Origin of the sequence: Pseudomonas sp. lyk4-R2A-10, from assembly GCF_030209075.1 — a bacterium.
Lineage (GTDB): Bacteria > Pseudomonadota > Gammaproteobacteria > Pseudomonadales > Pseudomonadaceae > Aquipseudomonas > Aquipseudomonas glycinae.
Map to the genome: position 1 here is coordinate 292,826 of NZ_JARVSR010000013.1, position 13,892 is coordinate 306,717.

Consider the following 13,892-nt stretch of genomic DNA (forward strand, 5'->3'; position numbering starts at 1 on the left):
GGTTCATTCCTTACCAAACACTACGTTCGGTGATTACGACGATCAGGCAGTCGCCTTGTCGTCCTTCTTAAGACTTGCAGGCGGCCAGTTGTCGAGGCGCATGCCGAGGGACAGACCGCGGGAGGCCAGAACGTCCTTGATTTCAGTCAAGGATTTCTTGCCCAGGTTCGGAGTCTTCAACAGCTCTACTTCGGTACGCTGAATCAGGTCGCCGATGTAGTAGATGTTTTCCGCCTTAAGGCAGTTAGCCGAACGTACAGTCAGTTCCAGATCGTCAACCGGGCGAAGCAGGATCGGATCGATCTCGTCTTCCTGCTCGACAACCACTGGCTCACTGTCACCTTTGAGGTCGACGAACGCAGCCAACTGCTGTTGCAGAATGGTTGCAGCACGGCGGATAGCCTCTTCAGGATCCAGAGTACCATTGGTTTCCAGATCAATAACCAGCTTGTCCAGGTTGGTACGCTGCTCGACACGGGCGTTTTCCACCACATATGCGATACGGCGAACCGGGCTGAACGAAGAGTCGAGCTGCAAGCGACCGATGCTGCGGCTTTCGTCTTCATCGCTCTGACGCGAGTCGGCTGGTTCATAACCACGACCACGAGCTACGGTGAGCTTCATGTTCAGGGCGCCGTTAGACGCCAGGTTAGCGATTACGTGATCGGGATTAACGATCTCGACATCATGATCCAGCTGAATATCGGCAGCGGTAACCACCCCCGAACCCTTCTTCGACAAGGTCAGCGTAACTTCGTCACGACCGTGCAGCTTGATGGCCAGACCTTTAAGGTTCAACAGGATTTCAATTACGTCTTCCTGTACACCTTCGATGGCGCTGTACTCGTGGAGCACACCGTCAATCTCGGCCTCGACTACTGCGCAGCCGGGCATTGAGGACAACAGGATGCGGCGCAGCGCGTTGCCCAGGGTGTGGCCAAAACCACGCTCGAGAGGCTCGAGAGTGATCTTGGCGCGGGTTGGACTGACAACCTGCACATCAATGTGGCGGGGTGTCAGGAACTCATTTACCGAAATCTGCATGGATGCACCTATTTTCTAGCCCTTACTTACTTGGAGTAGAGCTCGACAATCAGGCTTTCGTTGATGTCGGCGGACAGATCACTGCGAGCAGGAACGTTCTTGAAAACGCCCGACTTCTTCTCAGCATCTACCTCTACCCATTCTACGCGACCACGTTGGGCGCACAGCTCGAGAGCTTGGACAATGCGAAGTTGGTTCTTTGCCTTCTCGCGAACAGCAACCACGTCACCAGCACGAACCTGGTAGGACGGAACGTTTACGGTCTGACCGTTAACGCTGATCGACTTGTGCGATACCAGCTGACGGGATTCGGCACGAGTCGAACCGAAGCCCATACGGTATACAACGTTGTCCAGACGGCATTCGAGCAGTTGCAGCAGGTTTTCACCGGTTGCACCTTTCTTGCTGGCAGCAGCCTTGTAGTAGCCGCTGAACTGACGCTCGAGAACGCCGTAGATACGACGGACCTTCTGCTTTTCGCGCAGTTGGGTGCCGTAATCGGACTGGCGACCGCGGCGTTGGCCGTGGATACCAGGTGCTGCTTCAATGTTGCACTTCGATTCGATCGCGCGCACGCCGCTCTTCAGGAAGAGATCGGTGCCTTCGCGACGAGCGAGTTTGCATTTTGGACCAATGTAACGAGCCATTCTTTACAATCTCCTGGATTACACGCGGCGCTTCTTCGGCGGACGGCACCCGTTGTGCGGGATTGGCGTCACGTCGGTGATGCTGGCGATCTTGTAGCCACAGCCGTTCAAAGCGCGGACTGCGGATTCACGACCTGGACCTGGGCCCTTGACGTTCACGTCGAGGTTTTTCAGGCCGTATTCCAGCGCAGCTTGACCAGCACGTTCAGCGGCTACCTGAGCAGCGAACGGGGTGGACTTGCGGGAACCGCGGAAACCCGAACCACCGGAGGTAGCCCAGGAAAGAGCGTTACCTTGACGGTCGGTGATGGTCACGATGGTGTTGTTAAAAGAGGCATGGATGTGGGCGATGCCATCAACCACTGTCTTTTTAACTTTTTTACGAGGACGAGCAGCAGGTTTTGCCATGATTAAATTCCTGTCGATTCGCTGGGGCGATTACTTGCGGATCGGCTTACGCGGACCTTTACGGGTACGCGCGTTGGTCTTGGTACGCTGACCGCGTACTGGCAGACCACGACGATGACGCAGACCGCGATAGCAACCGAGGTCCATCAAGCGCTTGATTTTCATGTTGATTTCGCGACGCAGGTCACCTTCAGTGGTGAACTTCGCCACTTCGCCACGCAGCTGTTCAATCTGCTCGTCGCTCAGATCCTTGATCTTTGCGGCTGGGTTTACCCCAGTCTCTGCACAGATCTTCTGTGCAGTAGTGCGACCAACACCATAGATGTAGGTCAGCGAGATAACAGTATGCTTGTTATCTGGAATGTTAACGCCTGCAATACGGGCCATTCAGTGGGACTCCAATTGACAGCTACCTACGCCCCGGAAGCCAAGAAATAGGGCGCGAGATAATATCGCTGTAATAACAAATAATCAACCCGGTAGCGCACTAGCTACCGGGCTTGAAGCACAATCACACTCAGCCTTGGCGCTGTTTGTGACGCGGTTCCGCGCTGCAAATTACTCGAACAACACCTTCGCGGCGAATAATCTTGCAGTTACGGCACAGCTTTTTCACCGATGCACGAACTTTCATCACCAACTCCTCGAACCTTATGGGTACTCAGCGCAACATGCCGCTGCCGTAACCCTTCAGGTTGGCTTTCTTCATCAGGGATTCGTACTGGTGCGAAACGAGGTGCGATTGTACTTGGGACATGAAGTCCATCACAACCACGACCACGATCAGCAACGAGGTCCCGCCAAGGTAGAACGGAACGTTTGCTGCAACCACCAGGAACTGGGGCAACAAGCACACGGCCGTCATGTAAAGAGCACCGAACATGGTCAAGCGAGTCAGAACGCCATCAATATAGCGTGCGGACTGCTCACCTGGACGGATGCCCGGAATAAAGGCACCGGACTTCTTCAGGTTTTCCGCTACGTCTTTCGGATTGAACATCAACGCCGTATAGAAGAAGCAGAAGAAAATAATCCCTGCACTAAACAGCAGAATATTCAACGGCTGACCAGGAGCGATCGACTGCGAGATGTCCTGCAACCAGCCCATACCTTCAGACTGACCAAACCAGGCACCCAACGAAGCCGGGAACAGCAAAATGCTGCTCGCGAAAATAGCCGGAATAACACCGGCCATGTTCACCTTCAGCGGCAAGTGGCTTGTCTGTGCAGCAAAAACCTTGCGGCCCTGCTGACGCTTGGCGTAGTGAACAGCGATACGACGCTGACCACGCTCAATGAAGACCACGAAACCGATAATCGCTACTGCCAGCAAACCGATGGCAACCAAGGCGAAGATGTTGATATCGCCCTGACGCGCAGACTCGAAAGACTGCCCGATTGCTCTCGGAAGACCGGCGACGATACCCGAAAAAATCAACATCGAGATACCGTTGCCTACACCACGCTCAGTAATCTGCTCACCCAGCCACATCATGAACATCGCGCCAGCCACAAACGTGGAAACCGCGACGAAATGGAAGCCAAAGTCACCAGTGAACGCAACGCCCTGCCCCGCCAGACCAATGGACATGCCAATGGCCTGAACGAGAGCGAGGACGACGGTGCCGTAGCGGGTGTACTGGCTGATCTTGCGACGGCCAGCTTCACCTTCCTTCTTCAACTGCTCCAGCTGCGGGCTGACGGCGGTCATCAACTGCATGATGATCGATGCCGAAATGTACGGCATGATCCCCAACGCAAAGATGCTCATCCGCTCCAGCGCGCCGCCGGAAAACATGTTGAACAAGCTAAGAATGGTCCCCTCATTCTGTCGAAACAGGTCTGCGAGTCGATCCGGGTTGATACCTGGAACCGGGATGTGTGCGCCTATTCGGTAGACGATAATCGCCAGGAACAGAAAACGCAGACGAGCCCAAAGTTCAGACATACCGCCTTTGCCGAGCGCAGAGAGAGCACCTTGCTTAGCCATTTATTCCTCGAACTTGCCGCCAGCTGCTTCGATAGCCGCACGCGCACCTTTGGTGGCGCCGATTCCCTTGCCGATAGTGACAGCGCGAGCCACTTCACCGGACAGCATGATTTTCACACGCTGTACGTTGACGTTGATCACGTTGGCATCTTTCAGGGACTGCACGGTGACGATGTCGCCTTCCACTTTAGCCAGCTCGGACAGACGCACTTCTGCGCGATCCATGGCCTTCAGGGAAACGAAACCGAACTTCGGCAGGCGACGATGCAGCGGCTGTTGGCCGCCTTCAAAGCCTGGAGCAATGGTGCCACCGGAGCGGGAAGTCTGACCTTTGTGACCACGGCCACCAGTCTTACCCAAACCACTACCGATACCACGGCCCGGACGATGCTTTTCGCGACGGGAACCCGGCGCTGGACTCAGATCATTGAGTTTCATCGATTAACCCTCGACACGCAGCATGTAGTAAGCCTTGTTGATCATCCCGCGATTCTCGGGAGTATCCTGGACTTCTACAGTGTGACCGATGCGACGCAGACCCAGACCCTTAACGCACAGTTTGTGGTTAGGGATGCGGCCGGTCATGCTTTTGATCAGCGTAACTTTAACGGTAGCCATGATTACTTGATCTCCTCAACACGCAGGCCACGTTTGGCTGCAATGGATTCAGGAGACTGCATAGCCTTCAGACCCTTGAAAGTGGCGTGAACCACGTTTACAGGGTTAGTCGAGCCGTAGCACTTGGCCAGAACGTTCTGAACGCCAGCAACTTCGAGGACAGCACGCATAGCGCCGCCAGCGATGATACCGGTACCTTCAGAAGCAGGCTGCATGTACACCTTCGAAGCGCCATGAGCAGACTTCATTGCGTACTGCAGAGTGGTGCCGTTCAGATCAACCTGGATCATGTTGCGGCGAGCAGCTTCCATTGCCTTCTGGATCGCAGCAGGCACTTCACGCGACTTGCCACGGCCGAAGCCAACACGCCCTTTACCATCACCAACCACGGTCAACGCGGTGAAAGTGAAGATACGGCCGCCTTTTACGGTTTTGGCTACGCGGTTAACTTGAACCAGCTTCTCGATGTAGCCTTCGTCGCGCTTTTGGTCGTTATTTGACATAACTTAGAACTCCAGCCCAGCTTCACGAGCAGCATCAGCCAGCGCTTTAACGCGGCCATGGTACTTGAAGCCAGAGCGGTCGAAAGCCACCTGCGAGACGCCAGCGGCCTTAGCACGCGTAGCGACCAGCTGGCCAACCTTAGTGGCCGCGTCGATGTTGCCAGTGGCGCCATCACGCAGTTCTTTATCCAAAGTCGAGGCGCTTGCCAGGACTTTGTTGCCGTCGGCCGAAATGACCTGGGCGTAGATGTGCTGCGAAGAGCGGAACACGCAGAGACGCACGACTTCGAGTTCGTGCATTTTCAGGCGTGCTTTGCGAGCGCGACGCAGTCGAGTAACTTTTTTGTCGGTCATTTGCTATGCCCTACTTCTTCTTGGCTTCTTTACGACGGACGACTTCGTCCGCGTAGCGCACACCTTTGCCTTTGTACGGCTCTGGTGGACGGAAGTCGCGGATCTCGGCGGCCACTTGACCTACCAGCTGCTTGTCGATGCCCTTGATCAGGATATCGGTCTGGCTAGGAGTCTCAGCGGTGATGCCTTCCGGCAGTTCGTAATCCACTGGGTGCGAGAAGCCAAGAGCCAGGTTCAGCACCTGACCTTTTGCTTGCGCTTTGTAACCAACACCGACCAGCTGGAGCTTACGCTCGAAGCCTTGGCTTACGCCCTGGACCATGTTGTTTACCAACGCACGAGTGGTACCGGCCATTGCGCGAGTCTGTTGATCGCCATTGCGAGCAGCAAAACGCAGCTCACCGGCCTCTTCAACGACTTCAACGGACGAATGGACGTTCAGTTCAAGAGTACCCTTGGCACCCTTCACCGAAAGCTGTTGGCCTGCGAATTTTACTTCGACACCGGCTGGCAGCTTAACGGGGTTCTTAGCGACGCGAGACATGCTTATCCCCCCTTAGAACACAGTGCAAAGAACTTCGCCGCCGACACCGGCAGCGCGCGCAGCACGATCAGTCATCACACCCTTGTTGGTGGAGACGATAGACACACCGAGACCGCCACGTACTTTTGGCAGTTCTTCGACGGACTTGTACTGACGCAGGCCTGGACGGCTAACGCGCTTCACTTCTTCGATGACCGGACGGCCTTCGAAGTATTTCAGCTCGATGGACAGCAGTGGTTTGGTTTCGCTGCTGATCTGATAACCCGCGATGTAACCTTCGTCCTTCAGGACTTTTGCTACAGCCACCTTCAACGTGGAAGACGGCATGCTTACGACGGACTTTTCAGCCATCTGGGCATTACGGATTCGAGTTAGCATGTCCGCTAACGGGTCCTGCATACTCATGGGCTAGACGCTCCTAATACAGAAAAATTAGCCTTGCGGCTACTACTTGTCGCCGAGAAATTCCGGGCATAAAAAACACGGGCTCAGGCGAGCCGGTCATTCTAGACATACCCCAGAAATGAATCAAGCCCCAAAAGGGGCTTGATTCAAGTTCAAGGCCACCGGTGGTCAGGTTCTTGCGACGCTGACCACCAAGGCTTTGACAGCAATTACCAGCTGGCTTTAACCAGACCTGGAACGTCACCACGCATTGCCGCTTCACGCAGTTTGTTACGGCCGAGGCCGAACTTGCGGTAAACGCCGTGCGGACGACCGGTCAGACGGCAACGGTTACGCATGCGCGAAGCGCTTGCGTCACGTGGTTGCTTCTGCAGAGCTACGGTAGCTTCCCAACGCGCTTCTGGACTTGCGTTCAGATCGACGATGATAGCTTTCAGCGCTGCACGCTTGACGGCGTACTTGGCAACGGTGAGCTGACGCTTCAGCTCACGGTTTTTCATGCTCTTCTTGGCCATTTTCCTACTCCAATCAGTTGCGGAACGGGAATTTGAAAGCACGCAGCAGAGCGCGGCCTTCATCATCGTTCTTGGCAGTGGTGGTCAGGGTAATGTCCAGACCGCGGAGAGCATCGATCTTGTCGTAGTCGATTTCCGGGAAAATGATCTGCTCTTTCACGCCCATGCTGTAGTTGCCACGACCATCGAAGGACTTGGCATTCAGGCCGCGGAAGTCGCGAACCCGAGGCAGGGAGATCGACAGCAGACGATCCAGGAACTCGTACATACGCTCACGGCGCAGGGTCACTTTGACGCCGATCGGCCAACCTTCACGGACTTTAAAGCCAGCGATGGATTTGCGAGCGTAGGTCACAACGACTTTCTGGCCGGTGATCTTTTCCAGGTCAGCAACAGCGTGCTCGATGACTTTTTTGTCGCCGATCGCTTCGCCCAGACCCATGTTCAGGGTGATTTTGGTAACGCGCGGAACTTCCATCACGTTCGAAAGCTTAAGTTCTTCCTTAAGTTTCGGAGCGATTTCCTTCCGGTAAATCTCTTTTAGTCGTGCCATGGTCTTCTACCTAGCAGTGTTCAAGCATCAACCGCTTTTTGGGTCGACTTGAAGACACGAATTTTCTTACCGTCTTCTACTTTGAAACCAACGCGGTCAGCCTTGTTGGTTTCGCCGTTGAAGATGGCGACGTTGGAAGCGTGCAGTGGCGCTTCTTTCTCGACGATACCGCCCTGTACGCCCGACATCGGGTTAGGCTTGGTATGACGCTTGACCAGGTTCAGACCACCAACAACCAGACGGTTGTCAGCAAGAACCTTCAGCACCTTACCGCGCTTACCTTTGTCTTTGCCGGCGATCACGATGATCTCGTCGTCACGACGAATCTTTTGCATGTCGGATCTCCTTACAGCACTTCTGGGGCGAGCGAGACGATCTTCATGAACTTCTCAGTACGAAGCTCACGGGTCACTGGCCCAAAGATACGGGTGCCGATCGGCTCTTGCTTGTTGTTCAGAAGAACAGCAGCGTTGCCATCAAAGCGGATAATGGAGCCATCAGCACGACGTACGCCGTGACGAGTGCGGACTACAACAGCAGTCATCACTTGGCCTTTTTTCACCTTACCGCGAGGAATTGCTTCCTTCACGGTAACTTTGATGATGTCACCGATACCAGCGTAACGACGATGGGAGCCACCCAGCACCTTGATGCACATAACGCGGCGAGCGCCGCTGTTATCGGCCACATCGAGCATGGATTGAGTCTGAATCATATAATTTCTCCGACCCCTAGCCCTTAGACTTCCACAGCGCGTTCGAGAACATCAACCAGCGCCCAAGACTTGGTCTTGGCCATCGGACGAGTTTCACGAATAGTGACTTTGTCGCCGATGTGGCACTGATTGGTTTCGTCGTGCGCGTGCAGCTTAGTCGAACGCTTAACGTATTTACCGTAGATCGGGTGCTTAACGCGACGCTCGATCAGAACGGTGATGGTTTTGTCCATCTTGTCGCTGACAACACGGCCAGTCAGCGTACGGACAGTTTTTTCGGCTTCAGCCATGATCACTTACCTGCCTGCTGGTTGAGCACAGTCTTCACGCGAGCGATGTCACGCTTAACTTGCGAGAGCAGATGAGACTGCCCCAACTGGCCAGTTGCTTTCTGCATGCGCAGATTGAACTGGTCGCGCAGCAAGCCGAGCAGTTGCTCGTTCAGCTGCTGTGCGGATTTTTCACGAAGTTCATTCGCTTTCATCACATCACCGTCCGTTTAACAAAGGAGGTGGCGAGCGGCAGCTTTGCAGCAGCCAGGGCGAAAGCCTCACGCGCCAGCTCTTCAGAAACACCCTCGATTTCATACAGGACTTTGCCTGGCTGAATCTGGGCAACCCAGTACTCCACGTTACCCTTACCTTTACCCATACGAACCTCGAGAGGCTTTTTGGAGATCGGCTTGTCCGGGAATACACGGATCCAGATCTTGCCGCCACGTTTTACGTGACGGGTCAGAGCACGACGCGCTGACTCGATCTGACGAGCGGTGAGACGACCACGAGCTACAGACTTCAGCGCGAACTCGCCGAAGCTGACTTTGCTACCGCGCAGTGCCAGACCACGGTTGTGGCCGGTCATCTGCTTGCGGAACTTCGTACGCTTAGGTTGCAACATTTGGCGTACCCCTTACTTAGCAGCTTTTTTACGAGGCGCTGGTGCTTGTGGCTTCAGCTCTTCTTGGCGACCACCAATTACTTCGCCTTTGAAGATCCAAACCTTTACACCGATCACACCGTAAGTGGTGTGAGCTTCGTAGTTGGCATAGTCGATGTCGGCACGCAGGGTGTGCAGTGGCACACGACCTTCGCGATACCATTCAGTACGTGCGATTTCAGCACCGCCGAGACGACCGCTCACTTGGATTTTGATGCCTTTGGCACCAATGCGCATGGCGTTCTGTACAGCGCGCTTCATGGCGCGACGGAACATTACACGACGCTCCAGCTGCTGAGCTACGCTCTGCGCAACCAGCATACCGTCGAGTTCCGGCTTGCGGATCTCTTCGATATTGATGTGCACAGGCACACCCATTTGCTTGGTCAGGTCCTGACGCAGTTTCTCAACATCTTCACCTTTCTTCCCGATAACGATACCTGGACGAGCGGTGTGGATGGTGATGCGTGCAGTTTGGGCCGGACGATGGATATCGATACGGCTTACGGACGCGCTTTTTAGTTTGTCTTGGAGGTATTCACGCACCTTCAGATCAGCGAACAAGTAGTCCGCATAAGTCCGACCGTCTGCGTACCAGACGGAGGTGTGCTCCTTGACGATTCCCAGGCGAATGCCAATGGGATGTACTTTCTGACCCATCTCTTCGACTCCGTTACTTGTCAGCAACCTTGACAGTGATATGGCAAGACCGCTTGACGATGCGATCAGCACGGCCTTTGGCACGTGGCATGATGCGCTTCAGCGAACGCCCTTCGTTGACGAAAACGGTGCTGACCTTCAGGTCATCAACGTCTGCGCCTTCGTTATGCTCGGCGTTGGCTACGGCCGACTCCAGCACTTTTTTCATGATCTCGGCGGCTTTCTTACTGCTGAAAGCCAACAGGTTGAGCGCTTCGCCCACCTTCTTCCCGCGGATCTGGTCGGCGACCAAGCGGGCTTTCTGGGCGGAGATTCGAGCGCCCGACAACTTAGCGGCTACTTCCATTTCCTTACCCCTTAACGCTTGGCTTTCTTGTCTGCCACGTGCCCGCGATAGTTGCGGGTACCGGCGAACTCGCCCAGTTTGTGGCCGACCATGTCTTCGTTTACGAGAACTGGGACGTGCTGACGACCGTTGTGTACTGCGATGGTCAGACCGACCATTTGTGGCAGGATCATCGAACGACGCGACCAAGTCTTAATTGGTTTGCGATCGTTCTTTTCCGCCGCCACTTCGATCTTCTTCAGTAGGTGAAGATCAATAAAAGGACCTTTTTTCAGAGAACGTGGCACTGTCGTATCCCTCTATTTACTTGCGACGACGGACGATCATTTTGTCGGTACGCTTATTACCACGAGTCTTCGCGCCCTTAGTCGGGAAGCCCCATGGCGATACCGGATGACGACCACCAGAGGTACGACCTTCACCACCACCATGTGGGTGGTCAACCGGGTTCATGGCAACACCACGAACGGTTGGGCGAACGCCACGCCAGCGTTTGGCACCAGCTTTACCCAGCGAACGCAGGCTGTGCTCGGAGTTCGAGACTTCGCCCAGGGTCGCACGGCACTCAGCCAGTACTTTACGCATTTCACCGGAACGCAGACGCAGGGTCACGTAAACGCCTTCACGAGCGATCAGCTGAGCCGAAGCACCAGCGGAACGAGCGATTTGTGCGCCCTTACCTGGCTTCAGTTCGATGCCGTGTACGGTGCTACCAACTGGAATGTTGCGCAGTTGCAGAGCGTTGCCCGGCTTGATCGGTGCCAGAGCACCTGCGATCAGCTGGTCGCCAGCGCTCACGCCTTTAGGGGCGATGATGTAGCGACGCTCGCCATCTGCGTACAGCAGCAGAGCGATGTGAGCAGTACGGTTTGGATCGTATTCGATACGCTCGACAGTGGCAGCGATGCCATCTTTGTCGTTGCGACGGAAGTCGACCAGACGATAATGCTGCTTATGACCACCACCAATGTGACGAGTGGTAATACGGCCATTGTTGTTACGACCACCAGACTTCGACTTTTTCTCGAGCAGCGGTGCGTGAGGAGCGCCTTTATGCAGCTCCTGGTTGACCACCTTGACCACAAAACGGCGGCCAGGGGAAGTCGGTTTGCATTTAACGATTGCCATGATGCACCCCTTCCTTACTCAGCACTGCTGCTGAAATCGAGATCTTGGCCTGGCTGAAGGGAGATAACTGCCTTCTTCCAGTCATTACGCTTGCCCAGACCGCGAGCGGTGCGCTTGCTCTTACCCAGAACGTTCAGGGTAGTAACACGCTCAACTTTCACGCTGAACAGGCTTTCGACGGCCTTCTTGATTTCCAGCTTGGTTGCGTCAGTAGCAACCTTGAAAACGAACTGGCCTTTCTTGTCTGCCAGAACCGTAGCCTTCTCGGAAACGTGCGGGCCAAGCAGAACTTTAAATACGCGTTCCTGGTTCATCCCAGCAGCTCCTCGAATTTCTTCACGGCCGACACGGTGATCAACACCTTGTCGTATGCGATCAGACTAACTGGATCGGAACCTTGCACGTCACGTACATCTACGTGCGGCAGGTTGCGAGCAGCCAGGTACAGGTTCTGATCAACAGCGTCCGACACGATCAGAACGTCGGTCAGGCTCATGTTGTTCAGTTTGCCCAGCAGGTCTTTGGTTTTCGGAGTTTCAACTGCGAAATCCTGAACCACGACCAGACGATCAGTACGCACCAGCTCAGCAAGGATGGAACGCATTGCTGCGCGGTACATCTTTTTGTTCAGCTTCTGGGAGTGATCCTGTGGACGAGCTGCGAAAGTGGTGCCGCCGCCGCGCCAGATTGGGCTACGGATAGTACCGGCACGAGCACGGCCAGTACCTTTCTGACGCCATGGGCGCTTACCGCCACCACGAACGTCGGAACGGGTCTTTTGCTGCTTGCTACCTTGACGGCCGCCGGCCATGTAGGCCACGACTGCTTGGTGAACCAGCGTCTCGTTGAATTCGCCGCCAAATGTCAGTTCGGAAACTTCGATCGCTTGAGCGTCATTTACATTTAATTGCATGTCAGCTTCCCCTTAACCGCGAGCCTTGGCTGCTGGACGTACAACCAGGTTGCCGCCAGTAGCGCCAGGAACAGCACCCTTGACCAGCAACAGATTGCGTTCAGCGTCCACGCGCACTACTTCCAGGGACTGCACGGTCACGCGCTCAGCGCCCATATGACCGGACATTTTTTTGCCCTTGAATACACGACCAGGAGTCTGGCACTGGCCGATAGAGCCTGGGACGCGGTGGGATACGGAGTTACCGTGGGTGTTATCTTGCCCGCGGAAATTCCAACGCTTGATCGTACCCTGGAAGCCTTTACCTTTGGACTGACCGGTTACATCAACCAGTTGACCAGCAGCGAAGATTTCAGCGTTGATCAGATCGCCGGCCTGGTACTCGCCTTCTTCAAGGCGGAATTCCATTACGATACGACCAGCGGCAACGTTCGCCTTGGCGAAGTGGCCAGCCTGAGCAGCTGTTACACGGGAAGCACGACGCTCGCCGACAGTGACTTGCACTGCACGATAGCCATCGGTTTCTTCAGTTTTGAACTGGGTGACGCGATTCGGCTCGATCTCAATGACCGTGACCGGAATGGAGACACCTTCTTCGGTGAAAATACGGGTCATACCCGCTTTACGACCGACTACACCAATAGTCATGTTGTAAACCTCATGAGTGTACGGGGCTTTCACCCGCTATGGCCGCCCATTTCAGAGCGTTACACGACCAAGACCGAGTCTTAGCCGAGGCTGATCTGCACTTCCACACCGGCCGCAAGATCAAGCTTCATAAGTGCATCAACGGTTTTATCCGTTGGCTGGACGATGTCCAGAACGCGCTTATGAGTGCGGATCTCGTACTGGTCACGCGCGTCTTTGTTGACGTGCGGGGAAACCAGAACGGTGAACCGCTCTTTACGGGTAGGCAGTGGAATTGGACCACGCACTTGAGCACCAGTACGTTTCGCGGTTTCCACGATTTCCTGGGTTGATTGGTCGATCAGGCGATGGTCAAAAGCCTTCAACCTGATACGGATTTGCTGATTTTGCATTGGATTTCAGACTCCGGCTGCTATTCCCACCGGGCGCAATACGCCCGTTAAAAGGAGGCGCAATTCTATAGACGCCCCAGATAGGTGTCAACCCAATAAAAAAGCCCCCGCTAAGCGGGGGCTTTTTCAACTCATCGAAGCTGACTCAATAAAGAGATCACTCGATGATTTTAGCTACGACGCCAGCACCAACGGTACGGCCGCCTTCACGGATTGCGAAACGCAGACCGTCTTCCATAGCGATGGTTTTGATCAGGGTAACAGTCATCTGAATGTTGTCACCTGGCATTACCATTTCAACGCCTTCTGGCAGCTCGCAGTTACCGGTCACGTCAGTAGTACGGAAGTAGAACTGTGGACGATAGCCTTTGAAGAACGGAGTGTGACGACCGCCTTCTTCCTTGCTCAGAACGTAAACTTCTGCGGTGAACTTGGTGTGCGGCTTAACCGAACCCGGCTTAACCAGAACCTGACCACGCTCAACGTCGTCACGCTTGGTACCACGCAGCAGAACGCCGCAGTTCTCGCCAGCACGACCTTCGTCCAGCAGCTTGCGGAACATCTCAACACCGG

28 protein-coding genes are annotated in these 13,892 nt (G+C 54.8%); all 28 read right to left on the reverse strand.

Going from position 1 to position 13,892, the window contains the following annotated elements; translation table 11 throughout:
* Positions 1 to 42: 42 nt before the first annotated feature.
* Positions 43 to 1,044 (reverse strand): DNA-directed RNA polymerase subunit alpha, encoded by a 1,002-nt coding sequence (locus tag QRN46_RS24985; RefSeq protein ID WP_003186012.1) that lies wholly within the window; start codon positions 1,042 to 1,044, stop codon positions 43 to 45.
* A gap of 26 nt (positions 1,045 to 1,070) precedes the next feature.
* Entirely contained in the window at positions 1,071 to 1,691 is a 621-nt protein-coding gene (gene rpsD / locus QRN46_RS24990) for a 30S ribosomal protein S4 (protein ID WP_011336168.1), read from the reverse strand.
* Between the two features lie 18 nt (positions 1,692 to 1,709).
* A complete protein-coding gene (gene rpsK / locus QRN46_RS24995) occupies positions 1,710 to 2,099 on the reverse strand; it encodes a 30S ribosomal protein S11 (protein ID WP_002555466.1) in 390 nt (129 codons plus the stop codon).
* A gap of 30 nt (positions 2,100 to 2,129) precedes the next feature.
* Complete coding sequence (gene rpsM / locus QRN46_RS25000; RefSeq protein ID WP_009045849.1) at positions 2,130 to 2,486, reverse strand: 30S ribosomal protein S13; 357 nt, start codon at positions 2,484 to 2,486, stop codon at positions 2,130 to 2,132.
* Positions 2,487 to 2,616: 130 nt separating this feature from the next.
* Complete coding sequence (gene rpmJ / locus QRN46_RS25005) at positions 2,617 to 2,733, reverse strand: 50S ribosomal protein L36 (protein WP_002555468.1); 117 nt, start codon at positions 2,731 to 2,733, stop codon at positions 2,617 to 2,619.
* Positions 2,734 to 2,760: 27 nt separating this feature from the next.
* Positions 2,761 to 4,089, reverse strand: a complete 1,329-nt coding sequence (gene secY, locus QRN46_RS25010; RefSeq protein WP_003228718.1) for a preprotein translocase subunit SecY — start codon at positions 4,087 to 4,089, stop codon at positions 2,761 to 2,763.
* Entirely contained in the window at positions 4,090 to 4,527 is a 438-nt protein-coding gene (rplO, locus tag QRN46_RS25015) for a 50S ribosomal protein L15 (protein WP_011336169.1), read from the reverse strand.
* A 3-nt stretch (positions 4,528 to 4,530) separates the two neighbouring features.
* Positions 4,531 to 4,707 carry a 50S ribosomal protein L30 gene (gene rpmD, locus QRN46_RS25020; RefSeq protein WP_003176408.1) on the reverse strand — a complete coding sequence of 59 codons (177 nt, stop codon included), beginning with the start codon at positions 4,705 to 4,707 and terminating at the stop codon, positions 4,531 to 4,533.
* Between the two features lie 2 nt (positions 4,708 to 4,709).
* Complete coding sequence (gene rpsE / locus QRN46_RS25025) at positions 4,710 to 5,210, reverse strand: 30S ribosomal protein S5 (RefSeq protein ID WP_007955637.1); 501 nt, start codon at positions 5,208 to 5,210, stop codon at positions 4,710 to 4,712.
* Positions 5,211 to 5,213: 3 nt separating this feature from the next.
* On the reverse strand, positions 5,214 to 5,564 hold the full coding sequence (rplR, locus tag QRN46_RS25030; protein ID WP_003186037.1) for a 50S ribosomal protein L18: 351 nt from the start codon (positions 5,562 to 5,564) through the stop codon (positions 5,214 to 5,216).
* A 10-nt stretch (positions 5,565 to 5,574) separates the two neighbouring features.
* A complete protein-coding gene (gene rplF, locus QRN46_RS25035) occupies positions 5,575 to 6,108 on the reverse strand; it encodes a 50S ribosomal protein L6 (RefSeq protein WP_011336170.1) in 534 nt (177 codons plus the stop codon).
* Positions 6,109 to 6,120: 12 nt separating this feature from the next.
* A complete protein-coding gene (gene rpsH / locus QRN46_RS25040) occupies positions 6,121 to 6,513 on the reverse strand; it encodes a 30S ribosomal protein S8 (protein WP_011336171.1) in 393 nt (130 codons plus the stop codon).
* A 209-nt stretch (positions 6,514 to 6,722) separates the two neighbouring features.
* Positions 6,723 to 7,028, reverse strand: coding sequence for a 30S ribosomal protein S14 (gene rpsN / locus QRN46_RS25045; protein ID WP_007955639.1), 306 nt, complete (start codon positions 7,026 to 7,028; stop codon positions 6,723 to 6,725).
* Positions 7,029 to 7,041: 13 nt separating this feature from the next.
* Positions 7,042 to 7,581, reverse strand: a complete 540-nt coding sequence (rplE, locus tag QRN46_RS25050) for a 50S ribosomal protein L5 (RefSeq protein WP_003210069.1) — start codon at positions 7,579 to 7,581, stop codon at positions 7,042 to 7,044.
* A 20-nt stretch (positions 7,582 to 7,601) separates the two neighbouring features.
* Complete coding sequence (rplX, locus tag QRN46_RS25055; RefSeq protein WP_003186046.1) at positions 7,602 to 7,916, reverse strand: 50S ribosomal protein L24; 315 nt, start codon at positions 7,914 to 7,916, stop codon at positions 7,602 to 7,604.
* An 11-nt stretch (positions 7,917 to 7,927) separates the two neighbouring features.
* Positions 7,928 to 8,296 carry a 50S ribosomal protein L14 gene (rplN, locus tag QRN46_RS25060; RefSeq protein ID WP_002555479.1) on the reverse strand — a complete coding sequence of 123 codons (369 nt, stop codon included), beginning with the start codon at positions 8,294 to 8,296 and terminating at the stop codon, positions 7,928 to 7,930.
* A gap of 23 nt (positions 8,297 to 8,319) precedes the next feature.
* Positions 8,320 to 8,586, reverse strand: coding sequence for a 30S ribosomal protein S17 (gene rpsQ / locus QRN46_RS25065; protein ID WP_003194644.1), 267 nt, complete (start codon positions 8,584 to 8,586; stop codon positions 8,320 to 8,322).
* A 2-nt stretch (positions 8,587 to 8,588) separates the two neighbouring features.
* Positions 8,589 to 8,780, reverse strand: a complete 192-nt coding sequence (rpmC, locus tag QRN46_RS25070) for a 50S ribosomal protein L29 (protein WP_002555481.1) — start codon at positions 8,778 to 8,780, stop codon at positions 8,589 to 8,591.
* A complete protein-coding gene (rplP, locus tag QRN46_RS25075) occupies positions 8,780 to 9,193 on the reverse strand; it encodes a 50S ribosomal protein L16 (RefSeq protein ID WP_003228729.1) in 414 nt (137 codons plus the stop codon). Before rplP ends, rpmC begins: the two co-directional genes overlap by 1 nt.
* A 12-nt stretch (positions 9,194 to 9,205) precedes the next feature.
* Positions 9,206 to 9,892 (reverse strand): 30S ribosomal protein S3, encoded by a 687-nt coding sequence (gene rpsC, locus QRN46_RS25080; protein WP_003176422.1) that lies wholly within the window; start codon positions 9,890 to 9,892, stop codon positions 9,206 to 9,208.
* 13 nt (positions 9,893 to 9,905) lie between these two features.
* Entirely contained in the window at positions 9,906 to 10,238 is a 333-nt protein-coding gene (rplV, locus tag QRN46_RS25085; protein ID WP_003103908.1) for a 50S ribosomal protein L22, read from the reverse strand.
* An 11-nt stretch (positions 10,239 to 10,249) separates the two neighbouring features.
* Positions 10,250 to 10,525 carry a 30S ribosomal protein S19 gene (gene rpsS, locus QRN46_RS25090; RefSeq protein ID WP_011336172.1) on the reverse strand — a complete coding sequence of 92 codons (276 nt, stop codon included), beginning with the start codon at positions 10,523 to 10,525 and terminating at the stop codon, positions 10,250 to 10,252.
* 16 nt (positions 10,526 to 10,541) lie between these two features.
* Positions 10,542 to 11,366: a 50S ribosomal protein L2 gene (gene rplB, locus QRN46_RS25095; protein WP_003186055.1), complete on the reverse strand. Its 825-nt coding sequence runs from the start codon at positions 11,364 to 11,366 to the stop codon at positions 10,542 to 10,544.
* Positions 11,367 to 11,380: 14 nt separating this feature from the next.
* Positions 11,381 to 11,680: a 50S ribosomal protein L23 gene (gene rplW / locus QRN46_RS25100; protein ID WP_002555488.1), complete on the reverse strand. Its 300-nt coding sequence runs from the start codon at positions 11,678 to 11,680 to the stop codon at positions 11,381 to 11,383.
* The gene (gene rplD / locus QRN46_RS25105) at positions 11,677 to 12,279 is read right to left on the reverse strand and encodes a 50S ribosomal protein L4 (RefSeq protein WP_003228735.1); all 603 of its coding nucleotides are present in this window, start codon (positions 12,277 to 12,279) and stop codon (positions 11,677 to 11,679) included. Before rplD ends, rplW begins: the two co-directional genes overlap by 4 nt.
* 12 nt (positions 12,280 to 12,291) lie before the next feature.
* Entirely contained in the window at positions 12,292 to 12,927 is a 636-nt protein-coding gene (gene rplC / locus QRN46_RS25110; protein WP_285357944.1) for a 50S ribosomal protein L3, read from the reverse strand.
* 80 nt (positions 12,928 to 13,007) lie between these two features.
* Positions 13,008 to 13,319 carry a 30S ribosomal protein S10 gene (gene rpsJ, locus QRN46_RS25115; protein WP_003186070.1) on the reverse strand — a complete coding sequence of 104 codons (312 nt, stop codon included), beginning with the start codon at positions 13,317 to 13,319 and terminating at the stop codon, positions 13,008 to 13,010.
* Between the two features lie 157 nt (positions 13,320 to 13,476).
* A partial coding sequence (locus tag QRN46_RS25120) for an EF-Tu C-terminal domain-related protein (protein WP_095139056.1) occupies positions 13,477 to 13,892 on the reverse strand: 416 nt, incomplete at its 5' end.

Excerpts from the sequence above, each read along its gene's own strand:
- QRN46_RS24985 (WP_003186012.1), bottom strand. The coding sequence starts at position 1,044 with ATGCAGATTTCGGTAAATGAGTTCCTGACACCCCGCCACATTGATGTG.
- rpsD (WP_011336168.1), bottom strand. The coding sequence starts at position 1,691 with ATGGCTCGTTACATTGGTCCAAAATGCAAACTCGCTCGTCGCGAAGGC.
- rpsK (WP_002555466.1), bottom strand. The coding sequence starts at position 2,099 with ATGGCAAAACCTGCTGCTCGTCCTCGTAAAAAAGTTAAAAAGACAGTG.
- rpsM (WP_009045849.1), bottom strand. The coding sequence starts at position 2,486 with ATGGCCCGTATTGCAGGCGTTAACATTCCAGATAACAAGCATACTGTT.
- rpmJ (WP_002555468.1), bottom strand. The coding sequence starts at position 2,733 with ATGAAAGTTCGTGCATCGGTGAAAAAGCTGTGCCGTAACTGCAAGATT.
- secY (WP_003228718.1), bottom strand. The coding sequence starts at position 4,089 with ATGGCTAAGCAAGGTGCTCTCTCTGCGCTCGGCAAAGGCGGTATGTCT.
- rplO (WP_011336169.1), bottom strand. The coding sequence starts at position 4,527 with ATGAAACTCAATGATCTGAGTCCAGCGCCGGGTTCCCGTCGCGAAAAG.
- rpmD (WP_003176408.1), bottom strand. The coding sequence starts at position 4,707 with ATGGCTACCGTTAAAGTTACGCTGATCAAAAGCATGACCGGCCGCATC.
- rpsE (WP_007955637.1), bottom strand. The coding sequence starts at position 5,210 with ATGTCAAATAACGACCAAAAGCGCGACGAAGGCTACATCGAGAAGCTG.
- rplR (WP_003186037.1), bottom strand. The coding sequence starts at position 5,564 with ATGACCGACAAAAAAGTTACTCGACTGCGTCGCGCTCGCAAAGCACGC.
- rplF (WP_011336170.1), bottom strand. The coding sequence starts at position 6,108 with ATGTCTCGCGTCGCTAAGAACCCCGTTAAGCTGCCAGCCGGTGTCGAA.
- rpsH (WP_011336171.1), bottom strand. The coding sequence starts at position 6,513 with ATGAGTATGCAGGACCCGTTAGCGGACATGCTAACTCGAATCCGTAAT.
- rpsN (WP_007955639.1), bottom strand. The coding sequence starts at position 7,028 with ATGGCCAAGAAGAGCATGAAAAACCGTGAGCTGAAGCGTCAGCTCACC.
- rplE (WP_003210069.1), bottom strand. The coding sequence starts at position 7,581 with ATGGCACGACTAAAAGAGATTTACCGGAAGGAAATCGCTCCGAAACTT.
- rplX (WP_003186046.1), bottom strand. The coding sequence starts at position 7,916 with ATGCAAAAGATTCGTCGTGACGACGAGATCATCGTGATCGCCGGCAAA.
- rplN (WP_002555479.1), bottom strand. The coding sequence starts at position 8,296 with ATGATTCAGACTCAATCCATGCTCGATGTGGCCGATAACAGCGGCGCT.
- rpsQ (WP_003194644.1), bottom strand. The coding sequence starts at position 8,586 with ATGGCTGAAGCCGAAAAAACTGTCCGTACGCTGACTGGCCGTGTTGTC.
- rpmC (WP_002555481.1), bottom strand. The coding sequence starts at position 8,780 with ATGAAAGCGAATGAACTTCGTGAAAAATCCGCACAGCAGCTGAACGAG.
- rplP (WP_003228729.1), bottom strand. The coding sequence starts at position 9,193 with ATGTTGCAACCTAAGCGTACGAAGTTCCGCAAGCAGATGACCGGCCAC.
- rpsC (WP_003176422.1), bottom strand. The coding sequence starts at position 9,892 with ATGGGTCAGAAAGTACATCCCATTGGCATTCGCCTGGGAATCGTCAAG.
- rplV (WP_003103908.1), bottom strand. The coding sequence starts at position 10,238 with ATGGAAGTAGCCGCTAAGTTGTCGGGCGCTCGAATCTCCGCCCAGAAA.
- rplB (WP_003186055.1), bottom strand. The coding sequence starts at position 11,366 with ATGGCAATCGTTAAATGCAAACCGACTTCCCCTGGCCGCCGTTTTGTG.
- rplW (WP_002555488.1), bottom strand. The coding sequence starts at position 11,680 with ATGAACCAGGAACGCGTATTTAAAGTTCTGCTTGGCCCGCACGTTTCC.
- rplD (WP_003228735.1), bottom strand. The coding sequence starts at position 12,279 with ATGCAATTAAATGTAAATGACGCTCAAGCGATCGAAGTTTCCGAACTG.
- rplC (WP_285357944.1), bottom strand. The coding sequence starts at position 12,927 with ATGACTATTGGTGTAGTCGGTCGTAAAGCGGGTATGACCCGTATTTTC.
- rpsJ (WP_003186070.1), bottom strand. The coding sequence starts at position 13,319 with ATGCAAAATCAGCAAATCCGTATCAGGTTGAAGGCTTTTGACCATCGC.